This is a genomic window from Micromonospora alfalfae (assembly GCF_022230925.1).
Classification (GTDB): Bacteria; Actinomycetota; Actinomycetes; order Mycobacteriales; family Micromonosporaceae; genus Micromonospora; species Micromonospora alfalfae.
Genome location: NZ_JAKKFH010000055.1, coordinates 83,173 through 99,779, shown reverse-complemented (window position 1 = coordinate 99,779; position 16,607 = coordinate 83,173). Strand labels below are relative to the sequence as shown.

Genomic DNA, 16,607 nt, shown 5'->3' with positions numbered 1-16,607 from the left:
CCGCGCCCTGCCCTCGCCCCTCGCCCCTCGCCCTCGCCCCCGCCGATCTTGCAGTTTCGGCGGTCGAATTGCCCGGGTAGGCGGCTTTCGCGGGCACCGAAAGTGCAAGATCGGCGGGGGTGGGGTGTTCGTCAGGGGCGGGGGCTTGGGGCTTGGTCAGGGGCGGAGGGCCTCGACGAGGAAGCGTTGGGCGTGGGCGACGAAAGGGCCTTCGGTGGCGATGCGGTGGTGCAGGGCGCGCAGTGGCGCGCGGTAGCGGTCGACCGTGAACCCGGGCACCGTCCAGATCACCTTGCGTAGGAACCAGACCACCGCGCCGACGTCGGCGAAGGTCGCCCGCAGCGTGGCCCGACGCAGGTCGACCACCCGCAGGCCAGCTGCCTCGGCGGCGGCGACCGCGTGCTCGGGGTGCCGCTGGGTCGGCGACGGCAACGGCCCGAGGATCGCCTCACTCAGCTCCCGCATCGTGCCGGCCCCGATCTGCTGCGACAGGAACGTCCCACCCGGCCGCAGCACCCGCGCCGTCTGAACCCAGTCGGTACGCACCGGATGCCGACTGACCACCAGGTCGAACGAGGCGTCGCGAAACGGTAGCGGCCCGTCCGACGCGACCGCGACCACCGACGCGCCGACCCGACGCAGGGTCCGGCGGGCGACCTCCACGTTCGGCGGCCACGCCTCAGTCGCCGCCAGCAGCTTCGGTGGACACGGCACCTCGGCGAGCACCTCCCCGCCGCCGGTGTCCACGTCCAGCGCCGCATCGGCCCGCGCCATCCGCTCGGCGACCAGCCTGGCGTACCCCCAGGGTGGACGCTCCTCAGTGGCCCGCCCGGCCAGCCAACCGAAGCCCCAACCATCGACGGGCGCAGCGGCGGCCTCCGCGATCAAGTCTTCGGCGTCACGCTCAGCGGTCATGGCGGTCAGCCTCGCGGACGGTCACCCGGCCGGCAACCCATTTGCCGCCGCCCGGTCGGGTGCCCGCGGTGGAACTCACCCGAGGCTGAGCCCGTGCTCCTCAAGGGCGGCCTGGAGGATCCCGAGCGCCTTGGGGCCCAGGCCGTGCAGCTTGGCCAGGTCCGCCCGGGGAACGCCCGCGAGCTGGCGCAGCGCGGTGTAGCCGGCATCATGCAGGGCCCGGGTGGCGGGCGCGCCGATCTTCGGAAGCGTGTCCGGAGAGGAGGTCATCCGGGGATGGTAGACCGACCAGTCGCACGGATACCGGCCCCGCGCACCAGGCCCACTTACCGGCCAGACGCCGCGCCCGGCGGATCAGGCTCGTCCGGCGCGCCCGGCGCGCCCGGCGGGCCGGCGCATGGCGGACGGTCTCACGGGTGGCGTCAATGGCGAGTCCAGCGGGTCCGGTGAGCGGGCCCGCTCGGTGGGTGGGGTCAGCGACGAGACCGCCGGCAGGTCGGGTCAGGGGCGGGCGATCTCGCCGGTGGAGCCGGCGAGCGCGTCCAGGCCGCCGGCCTCGGCGCGGCCGCTGTCGAACTGACGCATCAGCCGGGCGCCCAGGTGCACGCCGACCCCGCCGACGGCCAGCGCGACCAGTTCGGTGACCAGGATCGCGACCGACGCGCCGCGCTGCGGGGAGTGTGACCGGACCAGGCAGGTGAGCAGGAACATGGCGGCCATCACCGCGTTCACCAGGTTGAAGGCGACGGCGGTGCGGCGGGTCCGGTCGCCCGGCACGTCCCACAGGTCGACCATGCCGGCCACTGCGGTCAGCGCGGCGGCGACGAGGGCGGCGACGCCGGTCCAGTAGCCGACCTCGCCGAGGAACGCGGGCCCCCCGATCACGTCGGTGAGGTCGAAGACGGTGGCGCTGACGAACAGCCCGAGCGGGAACGTCACCAGCATCGGTTGGATCGGGTGCCCCTGCACCCGCAGCCGGCTCTGCATCGGTCCTCCCCCAGGTCGGCGCAGCTCACCTGACCAGAGTGCTACCCGGGGTCGGTCGAGGCGAAACGATGCCGCCCGACTCGCCGCCGGCAGGGAGAACGGGCACCGTGGCCGCGCTCGCCGAGGCCGGACGGCCAGACTGGCGGTGATCCACTCGGCTTTCAGGAAGTCGGGGCATCCGTCGGCCCATGACACCCCGATTTCCAGAAACCCGAGTGGATCACGCGGCCCGCGCGGCCCAGCGACCCACGCGGCCCAGCGGACCGGGTCAGTTGTCGCGTTGGCGGGAGACCGTCCGGACCAGGCGCTCGGCCACCTCGCGCAGCGGGATGTCCAGCGACGTGGCGGCGGTGCGCAGCACGTCGAGGGCCTCGGCCGGCGGGCACCCGCGCTGCGTCATGATCACGCCGACGGCCTGGCCGACCACCCCGTCGTTCAGGAGTGAGGTGTCCCGTTCACCGGCGAGGGTGAGTTGTCGGTTGCGGTCGCGGACGGCGGCGAGCAGCAGACCTGCGTGTTCGGCGAGCAGCATGGCGGTCAACTGGTGTTGCGGGGTCAAGAGGTCCGGCGCGGCGGCGTACAGGTTGATCGCCCCGATGACCTGGTCGTCGATGTCGACCGGTGCGGAGATCACCCCGCGTACGCCGAGGTCGCGGGCGTGCGCCGTCCAGGCCGGCCAGCGGGGCTCACCGGTCAGGTCGGCGGCGAGGATCATCTCGCGCCGGTGGATCGCGCTCATCGCCGGTGTGTCCGGCCCGTGTCGCAGGTCGTCCAGCCCGGCCAGCCCCTCGTCGGAGGCGGCCACCCCGGCCGGCTCGCCGGCCCGTAGGGCGGTGAACCCGCACCAGCGCACTCCGGCGACGGCGTCCCGGGTGACCCGGACCAGGGCCAGCAGCGCCTCATCAAAGTCGGTCAGGGCGATCAGCCCGGCGGTCAGCTCCCGTAAGAGTGCGGCTGCTTCCAGGACGCCGAGGGTGTGCGTCACCGGTTCCCGCGTGTCGAGGTTCACCGGTTCGCAGCCTCCGTGCCGTCTCGTGCCTGCCCGGCAAGCATCGTCACCTGTGTCATCGTCTGCTCTCTCCCGACTCGACCGACCAGCCCTACTACCCTGAGAAACCTGGGTCGAAACGGCGTAAATCGGAGCCCCGGTCGCGCGCGGAGGCGCGATCGGGGCCCCGACTGTCGGTACGTCAGCGCGAGGCGCCGCTGAGTCGCCGCCCGATCGACGCGATCAGGCGGTCGAGCTCGGACCCGAACGGGTTGTCGTGCACCAGGTACGTCCAGGTGGCGGTGGGCCGGACAAGGGTGCCGTCGTCGGGCTGCCAGTCCTCATCGAATTCGGTCTCGGTGAAGGTGGCGATGGTGCGGGCCTCGATCTCGGGGATCAGGTCGTTGAACGCCGGCACCGCGGCCCGGTGGAACTCGTCCAGCGGGTCGAGCCGGCCCAGCGCGCGCAGGTGCACGCCCTCGCGGACCTCCGACAGCTCGGCAAGGTGCTCGGCCCAGAGCCGGTCCAGGTGGTACAGCGCGATCGACCGGGCGGCACGGGCGAGGAGGTCCTCGTCCATCTCGCCGGCCTTCTCGGGCTCCTTCTCCAGCAGCATGACCGCGGCCACGTCGCTGGTCAGCAGCCGCTCCCGGCGCGCGGCCAGGGCCTTGCGCTGCTGCTCGATCACCACGCTGTAGCGCCAGGTGTTGCGGTGGATCTCGTGGTTGACGCCCTCGGCGACCCGCTGGGCATGCTCCACCGCGTAGTCGACCTGCTCGTCGGTCACCAGACCGTCGGCGTTCATCCGCGGCGAGGCCGGCACCGAGTCGGCGGCGTGCCGGACGACGAGGTCGTCCTCCAGGCTGACGAAGAAGACCGAGCCACCCGGGTCGCCCTGCCGGCCGGCCCGACCGCGCAGCTGGTCGTCCACCCGGCGGCTGTCGTGCCGGCCGCTGCCGATCACGTAGAGCCCGCCCAGCTCGGCGACCCGCTCCTGATCGGTCTGGTCGCTGCCGCCGAGGCGGATGTCGACGCCTCGGCCGGCCATCTGGGTGGAGACGGTCACCGCGCCGTACGCGCCGGCCTCGGCGATGATCGCGGCCTCTTCGTCGTCGTTCTTGGCGTTCAGTACGACGCAGGGCACCCCGGCGGCGTTCAGCCCGGCGGCCAGGCCCTCGGACTCCTTGACGTCCAGGGTGCCGACCAGCATCGGACGCCCCTTGGCGTGCCAGCGCTGGATCTCGTCGATCAGCGCCTCGTCCTTCTCCGCCCGGGTGGCGTAGATGCGGTCCGGCTCGTCCTCGCGGATGCACGGGGTGTTCGGCGGGATCACCGCGACCTCAAGGTCGAAGAACTCCCGCAGTTGGTCGCCGACCAGCACCGCGGTGGCGGTCATCCCGCAGACCTTGGGGTAGAGCGCGATGTACGCCTGCATGGCGATGGTGCCGAGCACCTCACCCTCGGCGGTGGCGTCCAGCCCCTCCTTGGCCTCGACCGCGGCCTGGAGACCGTCCGGCCAGCGGCGGCGCTGGGCCACCCGGCCGCGCATCTCGTCGACCAGCTCGACGGAGCCGTCCCGGACGATGTAATCCACGTCACGGTGCAGCAGGGCGTGCGCGTGCAGCGCCACGTTGACAGCGGAGAGCTGCGCGACGTGTTCCTCGTCGTACAGGTCGATGCCGAGCTTGGCCTCGATGGCGGCCAGGCCGGCGGAGGTGAACGCCACGCTGCGCCCGTCCTCGGCGACCGTGTAGTGCTTGCCCTTGCGCAGGCCACGCACCAGCGCGGCGGCGGCGTGCACCGGGTCCTGCTCGCCCGGCACCGCGCCGGCCAGGACCATCGGCACCCGGGCCTCGTCGATCATGATCGAGTCGGCCTCGTCGACGATGGCGGTGGTCAGCGCGGGCTGAACCCGGTCTTCCACGTCGGTGACGAGCTGGTCGCGCAGGTAGTCGAAGCCCGCCTCGCTGACCGAGACGTAGGTGACGTCGCAGGCGTACGCGTCGCGCCGCTCCTGCGGGGTGGAGGCCTCGTTGACCCAGCCGACGGTGAGGCCGAGCAGGGTGTAGACCGGCTCCATCCACTGGGCGTCGCGCCGGGCCAGATAGTCGTTGATGGTGAGCACGTGCACCGGGCCGTTGCCGAGCCGGACGTGCCCGTACGCGGCGACCGTGGCGGTCAGTGTCTTGCCCTCACCGGTGGCCATCTCGGCGACCTTGCCGGAGAGCAGCGACATCGCGCCGAGCAGCTGCACGTCGTACGGCCGCTGGTCGAGGCCGCGGCGGGCGGCCTCACGGCCGACGGCGCAGATCTCCTCGTAACCGGCGGCGGCACCCGCGGCCGCGGTCAGCTCGGCGTCGTCGAGCGCGGTGAGCTCAGCCTCGCGCGCCTCGATCGCCGGGAGCAGTTTCTCCAGCGGAGCAAGATCCACGGTCGAGCCGGGGCGCTGGAGGAACCGCCGGAACTTGCTCTTGAACCGTTGCGACACACCCATGAGCGGCAACGGTACGCGATTCCGGGCGGCGCGCGCGGCCCGGCCGCCCGGCAAGTCTGCCTTCCTGGGGCGCAGTCAGCCGACCAGCAGCTGGTGGCTGGCGAGTTCCCGGTACAGCGGGTCGGTGGCGGTCAGTTCGGCGTGGGTGCCCACGGCCACCACCCGGCCGCCGTCGAGGACGACGATCTGGTCGGCGTCGACAACTGTGGCGAGCCGGTGCGCCACGATCAACAGGGTCCGGCGGACGGCCACGGCGTCGATGGCGCGGCGCAGCGCGACCTCGTTGCGGGAGTCGAGGTTGCTGGTCGGCTCGTCGAGCAGCAGCACCGGCGGGCCGGCGAGCAGCGCGCGGGCGATGGCCAGGCGCTGCCGCTCACCTCCGGAGAGCAGCACGCCACCCTCGCCCACCTGCACGTCGAGGCCCAGCGGGGTGCGCTGCGCCAGGTGGCCCAGGTTGACCTCGTCGAGGACGTCGCGCAACCGGTCGTCGGTGGCGTCCGGGGTGGTGATCAGCAGGTTCTCCCGCAGCGTGCCGGCCAGCACGGGAGCCTCCTGCTCGACGTAGCCGAGCCGGGCCCGCAGCGCGTCACGGGGCAGGTCCCGTACGTCGGTGCCGTCGAGGCGGACCGCGCCGGCGCTCACCTCGTAGAACCGCTCGACCAGGGCCAGCAGTGTGGACTTGCCGGCGCCGGACGGGCCGACGAGGGCGGTCCGGGTGCCGGCGGGGACCGCGAAGCTGACCTCGTGCAGCACCGGCTCGCCGCCCGGGTAGCCGAAGCCCACCCGGTCGAACTCGATCATCGGGGTCGGACGGCGCGGGGTCGCGACGGCGGGCGTCGGCCGGTCGTCCGCGCCCTCGGCGGGCACCGCGAGGATCTCCTCGATCCGCTGCAGCGCGCCGAGGCCGGACTGCAACTGGGTGTAGGCGCGCAGCACCTGACCCAGCGGCAGCGCCAGCAGGAACAGGTACATGACGAACGCGACCAGGTCGCCGACGGAGATCGCCCCGGCGGCGACCCGCGCCCCACCGATGCCGAGCACCAGCAGGAACGCCCCCTGCACGGTGACCGAGCCGATCGGACCGACCAACGCCTGCACCCGGGCGACCCGCAGCCCCGCCGCGTACGCCTCCCGCGCGCTGCCGGTGACGGTCTCCGTCTCCCGGGTCTCGGCGCGGCTGGCCCGGATGGTCCGGGCCGCCGAGATGGCCCGCTCCACCGCCGAGGTCATCTCGCCGATCCGCTCCTGGGCCACCCGGGCCAGCGCCCGGACCCGGCGGGCGAAGGTGGCGGCGAAGGCCAACCCCAGCGCCACCCCGAGCAGTGTGACGCCGAACAGCAGCGGGTCGAGCAGCACCATCGCCGTGCCGGCGCCGACCACCGTCACCGCCCCGGTGACCGTCTCGAACAGCCCGGAGGTGACGACCGCCCGCAGCAGCGTGGTGTCCGAGCCAACCCGGGAGAGCAGGTCACCGGTGCGTCGGCTGTCGTACTCGGCGATGGGCAGCCGCAGCAGGTGACCCGCCAGACGGCGCCGGGTGCCCAGCACCACTCCCTCGGCGGTGCGTTGCAGCAGGTAGTCACGCAACCCGCCGATCGCCGCGCCGAGCACCACGAGGGCCACCAGCACCGCCACCAGCCGGGCCACGCCCTGCTCGGCGCCGATCCGCTCGAGCACCGACCGGGTGAGCAGCGGCTGCGCCAACGACGCCGCCGAGCCGACCAGCGACAGCGCGCCCACCACCACCAGGGTGCCGCGGTGTTCCCGCAGGTAGGGCAGCAACGCGGCCAGGCCGACCGACCGGCCCGCGGGGCTGCCGCCGGCCGGCGGGTCGTTCGAGGTGTCGCCGGGAACCGGCCGGTCCTGCACGGTGCTCATGTCGCGAACGGTAGCCGCCCCGGGCACGCGGCGACGGCGGGTCAGGCGGCGAGCACCACCTGAAGCTCCTGGCGGCGACGGTCGGCCAGGTCGGTGAGGAGGGCTGGTGCCTCGTCGAACGGCACCACCGCCGAGACGAGGTGCTTGCGGATCGCGTCGCCGTACGTCCTGAGCAGGTCGACGGTCTCGGCGGAGAGCCGCTCGCGGTCCCAGGTGGGCGCGAGCCCGCGCGGCACCCGGCCGATCTGGGCACACCGCAGCGACAACCCGTTGTGGTGGAACTCCTCACCGAGGCGGACCGCGTCCGCGCCGCCCTGATAGAAGGCGAGGTCGATGACGGTGCCCTGGGGCCGCAGCAGACGCAGGGCGAGGTGCAGCGCCCACGCCTGCCCCCGGCACTGGAACACCACGTCGGCGCCCCGGTCGCCGGCGGTGTGCGCCCAACGGGTCTTGAGCACAACCGCCGGGTCGTCCGCGTCGGGGTCGAGGGTTTCCAGACCGAGCGCCTCGGCCACCTGGCGGCGTTGCGGGGTGGGGTCGAGCACCACCACCGACGCTGCGCCGTTGCGCCTGGCGAACAACGCGGTCAGCAGCGCCACGACGCCGGCGCCGACGACGGCGACCCGTCGGCCGCGTACCCCGTCGCCGAGCGCGCGGACATCGGTGCCGTGCAGGTCGGCGGCGGCGTGCAGCAGACCGTTGGCGCAGATCGGGCCCATGTGCGCGACGTAGACGCCGAGCAGCGGGTCCAGGTCGTCGGGCAGCGCCACGAACCGCTCGGCGACCGGGTCGGCCAGCCAGCCGGTGCGGTGCCCGTACGTCATCGCGCCGACAGCGCCCACCGCGACCGCCGGGGTCTCGCTCTCCACCACCCGGCCGACCTGCATGTAGCCGAGGCGGTTCACCGGGTAGGGCGTGCTGGCCGCGCCCGGCTGGAACAGGCCCAGGTCGGCGTTCCAGGTGACGTTCAGGTAGGGGTTCGTGCCCTTGACGTAGCTCAGCTCGGTGCCGGCGGAGACACCGCTGAACAGCGTCTCGACCCGGAACGTGCCGGGGCGCAGCGGGGCGGCGTCCTGCTCGACGAGGTCGACCCGGCCGGGGCCGGTGACCACCACGACCTTGTCACGCATCGACTGTCACCCCGCTGGCGAGCACCGCCGGCGCGGTCGCTGCGCCGAGCCGCACTGTGGCGCCGGTACGGGCCGAGTCGGCCACCGCGAGCGCCAGGCGCTGCGTCGCGAGGGCCTCGGCGTACGGGACGCGCACGTCGTCGCCGATGCCGCGGACGGCGTCGACGAAGGCGCGGTCCACCGCCACCCGGGCGGCTTCCGGGTCGGCGGGGACGTGTCGTTCGCCGTTGGCGTCGCGCACCGACAGCCCTTCCTCGGTGATCGCGAGGGCCAGCCCGTCGGCGAGGATCTCCAGGCCGGCGCGGTGCTTCCAGCCGAGGACGCAGGCGGCGCTGAGCGTGCCGACCGCGCCGTCGGCGAAGCGCAGCGCGGCGGTGGTCACCGAGTCGATGTCGGCGCCGTCGACCGGCGGTGGGGTGCCGTTGCCGTACGCGGTGACCTCGGTGACCTCGCCGGCCAGCACACGGATCAGGTCGAGCACGTGGGCGGCCTGTTCGACCACCGGCCCGCCGGAGCGGTCCCGCCGCGACCACCACGCCACCGGCGGCACCTTGTCCAGCCAGGCGCCGCTGACCATCCGCACCGGACGGTCGGCGAGCAGGTCGCGGGCCTGGTCGAGCACGCTCAGGTAACGCCAGTGGTGGCCGACGGCGGTACGCAGCCCACGCCGCGCGACCAGGTCGGCGATCCGCTCGGCGGTGCTCAGGTCGACAGCGACGGGCTTCTCCACGAACATCGGCACCCCGGCTTCGATCACCGCTTCCTCGGCGGGGCCGTGCGCGAACGGTGGCACGCAGACGTACACGGCGTCCAGATCGGTGGCCAGCAGCTCGGCGACGTCGGCGCAGGCCCTCCCGCCGTGCTGTGCGGCCAGCGCGGACGCCGCCTCCGGCGCCACGTCGGTGACGCCGACCAGCTCGACGTCGTCGAACCCGGCCAGCACCCGCGCGTGACGCTGTGCCACGCCGCCGGCCCCGACCAGCCCCACCCGACAGTTCCGCATCCCCCACACCCCTTCGAAGACGTTTCATGTGCGATGGGAGCAGTCCCCTGGGGTGTGCGCAATCAAACGTTCATCCCCCGGGAACGAATTGTCGTCACCTCTGTGATCAAGCTGTTGCCGAGAATGCGGTTAGCGCGTGATGAGGAATGGGAACAACCAATTTCGGTTTTTCCACGCACGAACGGAGGGGTGCCCGTGCGGGATACGACATCGAACGTGTCGCCGGTGGTGGAGGCGTGGGCTACGTACCGGACGACGTCCGCGGCGGACTGGCCAGCCCGCCGGCTGTTGCGTGCCAAGGGTGAGACCCGGGTCAGCGTGGTGCTGCCGGCCCGCAACGAGGAGGCCACCGTCGGCGCGATCGTGTCGACCATCCGGGAGCACCTGATGGATCGGGTGGCCCTGGTCGACGAGCTGATCGTGGTGGATTCCCGCTCGACGGACCGGACCGCTCAGGTGGCCCGGGCCGCCGGCGCGGAGGTGGTCAGTCAGGACGCGATGACCCGGGGGTTGCCGCGGCTCACCGGCAAGGGCGACGCGCTCTGGGCCGGGCTGGCCGCCGCCGAGGGAGACGTGGTGGCGTTCATCGACGCCGACCTGCGGGAGTTCCGGCCGCACTTCGTGAGTGGGCTGCTCGGCCCGCTGTTGACCGACCCGTCGGTCGACTTCGTGAAGGGCTTCTACCACCGGCCCCTGGTGGGCACCGCCAGCGTGGAGCAGGACGGCGGGGGCCGGGTGACCGAGTTGATGGCACGGCCGCTGCTCAACCTCTTCTGGCCCGAGCTGGCGGGCTTCGTGCAGCCGCTGGCCGGCGAGTACGCGGGTCGCCGGGACGTGCTGGCCCAGGTGCCGTTCGTCTCCGGATACGGGGTGGAGACGGCCATGATGATCGACCTGCTCGACCTGGTCGGCCTGGACGCGCTGGCGCAGGTCGACCTCGGTGAGCGCAAGCACCGCCACCAGGACACCGCCGCCCTCGGCCGGATGTCCGCGCAGATCATGTTGACCGCCTGGTCCCGGCTGCAACGGCGCGGCTGGGCCACCCCCGGGCTGGCGCCGGAGGCGTTGCTGACCCAGTTCCGTCGCGGCGGTTCGGACACCCTGCCGAACCTGGACCGCGAGATCGTGGTCAGCGACGTGTCCATCGAGGAACGCCCGCCGTTGGCCGAACTGCGCCACCGGGTGCCCCGCCGAAGGGTGGCCGCCGCGTGAGCGCGAGGAGCCTCACCGTGCTGATGAACGCCGGCCCGTGGCTGTCGGTGCCACCGCCCGGCTACGGCGGCATCGAGAACGTCATCGCCACGCTGGTGCCGGAGCTGCGGCGACTCGGCGTACGGGTGGTGCTCGCCTCGGTGGGCAGCAGCACCCTGCCGGTGGACGAGCAGATCTCGGTCTTCGCCGACGGGCAGTTCGCCGCGTTGCAGCGGCCGTACAACCAGGTCTGCGGGATCGCCCAGGCGCACCTGGCCGGGGTGGTCCGGGAGCTGCACTCCCGCGACGACATCGACCTGGTGCACGATCACGTCGAGGCGGTCGGGCTGGCCACCCTCGCCGCGATGGGGCCGGCCGGACCGCCGACCCTGCACACCCTGCACTGGGACCTGGCCAAGCACCCGGCGCTCTACGGCAGCCTGGACGGCGGCGACCGGGTCCGGGTCAACGGCGTCTCCGCGTCGCAGCTGGCCCGCGCCCCGCTGGCGCTGCGGGAGCACTCGGTGGGGCACGTGCACCTGTCCACGCCGCTCGCCGTCGACGCCGACCGGCGGCCCCGACCGGACAAGGGCGAGCACCTGCTCATCCTGGGCCGGATCAACCCGGGCAAGGGGCAGGACGTGGGTGCCCGGCTCGCGCACCGGGTCGGTGTTCCGCTGGTGCTGGCCGGCCCCGTCGGCCCGTACCATCGGCCGGCCGACCTGGCCGCGGCCGGCGACGAGGCCCGGCAGAACCCGGACGTGCGGTTCTTCCTCGACGAGGTGGCGCCGCACGTCGACGGCGACCTGGTCCGCTGGGTCGGCACCGTGGCTGGCCAGGAACGCGACGACCTGCTCGCCAGCGCCCGTGCGTCGCTGTTCCCGCTGCGGTGGGAGGAGCCGGGCGGCACGGCGGTCGTCGAGTCGCTCGCCCTGGGTACGCCGGTGGTGGCCACCGCCCGGGGTTGCCTGCCGGAGCTGATCGAGCACGGCCGTACCGGGCTGCTCACCACCGACGAGGAGGAGTTGGACGACCTCGTCCTCGCCGCCGAGTTGCTCGACCCCGACGAGTGCCGGCGGGTGGCAGCGCAGCGCTTCACGCCCGCGGTGATGGCGCAGCGTTACGTCGAGCTGTACGAGCGGGTCCGGCAGTCGGCGAGCGCGCCGAGGTTGCTGCCGGCCTGACCGACGGCGGGGCGGGACGGTTTGCCTGTCGCGTCAGCGGGTAGCCGGCAGCGCTCATGCCCGCCGCGCGACGAGGAGCCGGGAATGGTCGGACCGATGGCGCACTCCCGGGCCCGACCCAACCCGGCCGACGGCAAACCGCCGGTCCGTCGCGCGGCGGCGACGGTGGGGGTGCTGTTCCTGCTGATCGGCGCGCTCGGCTTCGTGCCGGGGATCACCACCGGCATGGACGCGCTGCGCTTCGCCGGCCACGACTCGGGCGCGTTCCTGTTCGGCGTCTTCCAGGTGTCGGTGCTGCACAACCTGGTGCACCTGGCGTACGGGGTGGCGGGCCTGCTGCTGGCCCGGACGGTCACCGGCGCTCGGGCGTTCCTGATCGGCGGCGGGGCGATCTACCTGGTGCTCTGGCTGTACGGGCTGGCGGTGGACCACGACACCGGGGCGAACGTGCTGCCGGTCAACGACGCCGACGACTGGCTGCACCTGGGGCTCGGCGTCGGCATGATCGCGCTGGGCGTCCTGACCGGTCGGCCCCGTCGTTGACCGTCGACCCCGGCTCGAACGGTTGCGCCCGTCCCTGACCTGGGGGTTGCGGGACGTGACCTGCCTCGCCCCGACGTCGGTCCGGTTTGATCGGGAACGGCCTCGGGTAGTTGGCAGATCCCGACCCAGCAGCGAATTGAGGCGCCGATGTCGAGCGGGATCACCTGCGAGGTGCGTACCACGGCACCGGTGGCGGTCGTCCGGCTCACCGGTCCGCTGCACCTGGGCACGATGCGCTCGGTGCACCGGGCGCTCAGCGACGCGCTGGTCGACCAGCCGGAGGCGCTGGTGGTCGACATGGCCGGGGTGAACGTGGAGGACCGACTGGCGCTGTCCGTGTTCGCCGCGACGGCCCGCCGGGCCGAGGAGTGGCCGGCCGTGCCGGTGCTGCTCTGCTCCCCGTCGCCGGTCGCCGCACGATGGCTGGCCGAGTCGACCACGTGCCGGGTGCTTCCGGTCTCCGCGGACTGCGCTGAGGCGACCCGGTTGGCCGGCACGACGTCCCCGTTGCGGATGCGGACCCGGCTGGAGCCGGTCGCCGGGGCCTGCCGGCGGGCCCGGGAGCTGGTCACCGAGGCGTGCACGCGGTGGAACCTGCCCGACGCGTCCGGCCCGGCCGCTTTGGTCCTCAGCGAACTGGTCGGCAACGTGGTGCGCCACGCCGGCACACCGATGCAGGTGACGGTGACCCTGCGCCGGCCGTATCTGCACCTGGCGGTGGTGGACGGCAGCAGCGCCCAGGCCCGCGCGGGCGGGACGGACCTGCACGCCGAGGGTGGACGAGGGTTGATGCTGGTCCGGGAGCTGACCCAGCGGTGGGGCAGCGTGCCGACCGGGCCGGGCAAGGCCGTCTGGGCGATGCTGCCGGCAACCTGAGCGTTCGAGGCGCTTGCACCCGGTACCAGCGTTCTGACCGAATTTACCGCTCTGGCCTGGTTACATGGTGCGAGGGTCGGGTAGGCACGCCCGTCCTTTCTGCCGTCACGACGGGGTGAGCAGCCATGCCCAAGCGGGTAACCACGGAACCCGGTCGCGATCGGGGCCCGGCAATCCTGGCACCGGCCCGTTTCGGGGGGTTCCCGGGAGCGGTACGGGCACCGATCCCGGGCAACTCCCTGATCAAGTTCCTCGCCACTACCGACCACAAGCAGATCGGCCTGCTGTATCTGCTGACCTCCTTCGGGTTCTTCCTGCTGGCGGGGCTGCAGGCGATGGTGATGCGCGCCGAGCTGGCTCGACCGGGGATGCAGTTCCTCTCCCCCGAGCAGTACAACCAGCTCTTCACCTCGCACGGCGCGGTGATGCTGCTGCTGTTCGCCACGCCCGCGGCGTTCGGGTTCGCCAACTACATCGTGCCGATCCAGATCGGCTCGCCGGACGTGTCGTTCCCCCGCCTCAACGCGCTGGCCTACTGGCTGTACCTGTTCGGCGGGCTGATGGTGGTCGGCGGGTTCGTCACCCCGGGGGGTTCGGCGGACTTCGGCTGGACCGCGTACAGCCCACTCAGCGACGTGGACAACAGCCCCGGCGTGGGCGCGAACATGTGGGTGCTCGGCCTGGTCGTCTCCGGGCTCGGCACCATCCTCGGCGCGGTCAACCTGATCACCACGATCCTCACCCTGCGCGCGCCGGGCATGACCATGTTCCGGATGCCGGTCTTCACCTGGAACATGCTGTTCACCAGCTTGCTGGTGATCCTCGTCTTCCCACTGCTGGCCGCCGCGCTGCTGGCGCTCTCCGCCGACCGGTTGCTCAACGCGCACGTGTACGACGCGGCCACGGGTGGCCCGATGCTCTGGCAGCATCTGTTCTGGTTCTTCGGCCACCCCGAGGTCTACATCATCGCGTTGCCGTTCTTCGGCATCATCACCGAGATCATTCCGGTCTTCTCCCGCAAGCCGCTCTTCGGCTACACCGGGATCGTGCTGGCCACCGCCGCCATCACCGTGCTGTCGATGACAGTCTGGGCGCACCACATGTTCGCCACCGGCCAGGTGCTGCTGCCGTTCTTCAGCATCCTGAGTTACCTGATCGCGGTGCCCACCGGTGTGAAGTTCTTCAACTGGATCGGCACCATGTGGAAGGGCCAGCTCACCTTCGAGACGCCGATGCTGTTCGCCATCGGCTTCCTGGTCACGTTCCTGCTCGGCGGCCTCACCGGCGTGCTGCTGGCCAGCCCGCCGGTCGACTGGCACACCCACGACAGCTACTTCGTGGTGGCGCACTTCCACTACGTGGTGTTCGGCACCGTGGTCTTCGCCCTCTTCGGCGGCTACTACTTCTGGTGGCCGAAGATGACCGGGCGGCTGCTCGACGAACGGCTCGGCAAGGCGCACTTCTGGACCATGTTCATCGGCTTCCACGGCACCTTCCTGGTGCACCACTGGCTGGGTAACGAGGGCATGCCGCGCCGGTACGCCGACTACCTGCCCACCGACGGCTTCACCACGCTGAACACGATCTCCAGCATCTTCGCGTTCATCCTCGGCCTCTCCACCCTCTTCTTCATGTACAACGCCTGGAAGTCCTGGCGGTACGGGGCGATGGTGACTGTGGACGACCCGTGGGGCTTCGGCAACTCCCTCGAATGGGCAACCAGCTGCCCGCCGCCGCTGCGCAACTTCGACCGGATGCCCCGGATCCGCTCCGAGCGCCCCGCCTTCGACCTGAAGTACGGCCCGCTCGTCGCCGACCTGGGCCGCGACCTGCCGCAGCGCACCACCAAGCCGCCGCAGCAGTTCGCCGAGGAACTGCGGTTGGAGCACCACGTCCCGGAGTCGCCGGCCGCCGAGGGCGCGCACGGCGCCCGCGACGCCGTCGACTACCAGCCGGCGCCACGCTCCGGCGCCCGGCCGGTGGACGTGCCGGAGCCCGAGGGCGTCCGTCGGCCGAGCTTCGAGCAGAGCGACCCGCCGCAGGACGCCGAGGACGCGCCGAAGCCGCACGAGCGCTGGCGGCACCCGCACAGCGACGGCAACCCCGAAGAGCACTGATCAGGGGTACGCGCAGAAGGGCCGACACCCAGCGGGGTGTCGGCCCTTCGCTTGTCAGTGTGCGTCAGTCCCGGGCCGGCGACAGGCCGGCGGCGGTGAGCGAGCGGCGTACCGCGGGCTGGACCCGGGTCAGCCGCAGCGGCACCCCGGTCCGCTCCGCCGCGTCCCGGCCGGCCATCAGCGCGGCGATCCCACCGGCGTCGAAGCCACCCGCGCCGACCAGGTCGACGACCACCTCGCTGGGCTGGCCGGTGACCGCCTCCAGCATGGCCCGGCGCAGCTGGTCCGCGCCGTCGCGGTCGATCTCGCCGCCGACCTCGACCACCACCGAGTCGCCGTCCTGCTTGACCGAGATCCGGGTCTTGCCAGGGTCGGGTTCGGCGGCGCCGTTCTGCCACGGCGGCGGCGCGTCGGCGAGCATCGCCTGGCGCAGCCAGGTGAGCGCCCGCGACAGCAGCCGGGACACGTGCATCTGTGAGATGCCGAACCGGGCGGCGATCTCCGCCTGGGTCTGGTTGCCGTAGAAGCGCATCGCGAGGATCCGTCGCTCACGCCAGGGCAGTCGGTGCAGCAGGCCGCTCACCGTCACCCGGTCGTCGACGGACTCCAGCGCATTGTCGGATTCGCCGACCAGGTCCCCGAACTCGGCGGAGCTCTCCCCACCCACCGGCGCGTTCAGCGAGGCCGGGCTGTAGCCGGCCGCCGACTCCAGGGCGGCGAGGATCTCCTCCTCCGGGGTCTCCAGCCGGGCGGACAGCTCGGCCACCGACGGGGCCCGGGACAGCTCGCTGGTGAGCGCGGCGGTGGCCTGCCCCACCTCGAGGATCAGGTCCCGGAGCCGACGGGGCACGTGCACGCCCCAGGTTCGGTCCCGGAAGTGCCGTTTGATCTCGCCAACGATGGTGATGGCGGCGTAGGCGGTGAACGAGCCCCGTTCCGGGTCATAGCGGTCGACGGCGTTGACCAGCCCCAGTCGGGCCACCTGCTCCAGGTCCTCCAGCGGCTCCCCCCGCCCCCGGTACCGGCGGGCCAGCCGACCGGCGAACGGCAGCGCGAAGCGCACCAGGTCGTCCCGGGCCTCCCCGCGCCGCTCCGGCGGCAGCCCGGCGATCCGGGCCGCGTACGCCATCGCCGCCGCGTCGAGATCCTCCAGCCCTCGATCGTTGGGTGGTGGTGGGGTCGTGGTCGTGGTCGTGCTCGTCTGTCCGAACATCCGCGCCTCCCTCAGGAAGGTCCCCCGCCCGGATCGGGAAACCGGTCGTGCGCGTGGTCGAGCCACGCACCGGGCCGGAAAGTGGGTC

At 72.6% G+C, this 16,607-nt stretch carries 14 protein-coding genes; 5 read left to right on the top strand and 9 right to left on the bottom strand.

Going from position 1 to position 16,607, the window contains the following annotated elements:
- Positions 1-156 precede the first annotated feature (156 nt).
- From MED01_RS31745 to MED01_RS31710, 8 genes are all read right to left on the bottom strand, one after another.
- Positions 157-915: a class I SAM-dependent methyltransferase gene (locus MED01_RS31745; protein WP_238672141.1), complete on the bottom strand. Its 759-nt coding sequence runs from the start codon at positions 913-915 to the stop codon at positions 157-159.
- 75 nt (positions 916-990) lie between these two features.
- A complete protein-coding gene (locus MED01_RS31740; RefSeq protein ID WP_238672140.1) occupies positions 991-1,185 on the bottom strand; it encodes a helix-hairpin-helix domain-containing protein in 195 nt (64 codons plus the stop codon).
- 231 nt (positions 1,186-1,416) lie between these two features.
- On the bottom strand, positions 1,417-1,902 hold the full coding sequence (locus MED01_RS31735; RefSeq protein ID WP_238672139.1) for a DUF2231 domain-containing protein: 486 nt from the start codon (positions 1,900-1,902) through the stop codon (positions 1,417-1,419).
- Positions 1,903-2,170: 268 nt separating this feature from the next.
- Positions 2,171-2,911 (bottom strand): GAF and ANTAR domain-containing protein, encoded by a 741-nt coding sequence (locus tag MED01_RS31730; RefSeq protein WP_238672138.1) that lies wholly within the window; start codon positions 2,909-2,911, stop codon positions 2,171-2,173.
- A 181-nt stretch (positions 2,912-3,092) separates the two neighbouring features.
- Positions 3,093-5,384, bottom strand: a complete 2,292-nt coding sequence (gene secA2, locus MED01_RS31725; RefSeq protein WP_238672137.1) for an accessory Sec system translocase SecA2 — start codon at positions 5,382-5,384, stop codon at positions 3,093-3,095.
- Positions 5,385-5,459: 75 nt separating this feature from the next.
- A complete protein-coding gene (locus MED01_RS31720; RefSeq protein WP_238672136.1) occupies positions 5,460-7,262 on the bottom strand; it encodes an ABC transporter ATP-binding protein in 1,803 nt (600 codons plus the stop codon).
- Positions 7,263-7,303: 41 nt separating this feature from the next.
- Positions 7,304-8,392 (bottom strand): zinc-dependent alcohol dehydrogenase, encoded by a 1,089-nt coding sequence (locus MED01_RS31715; protein ID WP_238672135.1) that lies wholly within the window; start codon positions 8,390-8,392, stop codon positions 7,304-7,306.
- Complete coding sequence (locus MED01_RS31710) at positions 8,385-9,395, bottom strand: Gfo/Idh/MocA family protein (RefSeq protein WP_238672134.1); 1,011 nt, start codon at positions 9,393-9,395, stop codon at positions 8,385-8,387. The genes MED01_RS31715 and MED01_RS31710 overlap by 8 nt, the downstream gene beginning before the upstream one ends.
- Positions 9,396-9,623: 228 nt before the next feature.
- Here MED01_RS31710 and MED01_RS31705 point away from each other — a divergent pair, with 228 nt between their 5' ends.
- The 5 genes from MED01_RS31705 (at position 9,624) to ctaD (ending at position 15,306) form a co-directional block, all read left to right on the top strand.
- Positions 9,624-10,607, top strand: coding sequence for a glucosyl-3-phosphoglycerate synthase (locus MED01_RS31705; RefSeq protein WP_238672193.1), 984 nt, complete (start codon positions 9,624-9,626; stop codon positions 10,605-10,607).
- A 23-nt stretch (positions 10,608-10,630) separates the two neighbouring features.
- Entirely contained in the window at positions 10,631-11,770 is a 1,140-nt protein-coding gene (locus MED01_RS31700; RefSeq protein WP_238672192.1) for a glycosyltransferase, read from the top strand.
- 84 nt (positions 11,771-11,854) lie between these two features.
- The gene (locus tag MED01_RS31695) at positions 11,855-12,313 is read left to right on the top strand and encodes a DUF4383 domain-containing protein (protein WP_372493770.1); all 459 of its coding nucleotides are present in this window, start codon (positions 11,855-11,857) and stop codon (positions 12,311-12,313) included.
- A 147-nt stretch (positions 12,314-12,460) separates the two neighbouring features.
- Positions 12,461-13,189 carry an ATP-binding protein gene (locus tag MED01_RS31690; protein ID WP_238672133.1) on the top strand — a complete coding sequence of 243 codons (729 nt, stop codon included), beginning with the start codon at positions 12,461-12,463 and terminating at the stop codon, positions 13,187-13,189.
- A 125-nt stretch (positions 13,190-13,314) separates the two neighbouring features.
- Positions 13,315-15,306 carry an aa3-type cytochrome oxidase subunit I gene (gene ctaD, locus MED01_RS31685; protein ID WP_238672132.1) on the top strand — a complete coding sequence of 664 codons (1,992 nt, stop codon included), beginning with the start codon at positions 13,315-13,317 and terminating at the stop codon, positions 15,304-15,306.
- A gap of 64 nt (positions 15,307-15,370) precedes the next feature.
- On the opposite strand, the gene MED01_RS31680 is transcribed toward ctaD, so the two are convergent.
- Entirely contained in the window at positions 15,371-16,519 is a 1,149-nt protein-coding gene (locus MED01_RS31680) for a SigB/SigF/SigG family RNA polymerase sigma factor (RefSeq protein WP_238672131.1), read from the bottom strand.
- Positions 16,520-16,607: the final 88 nt, after the last annotated feature.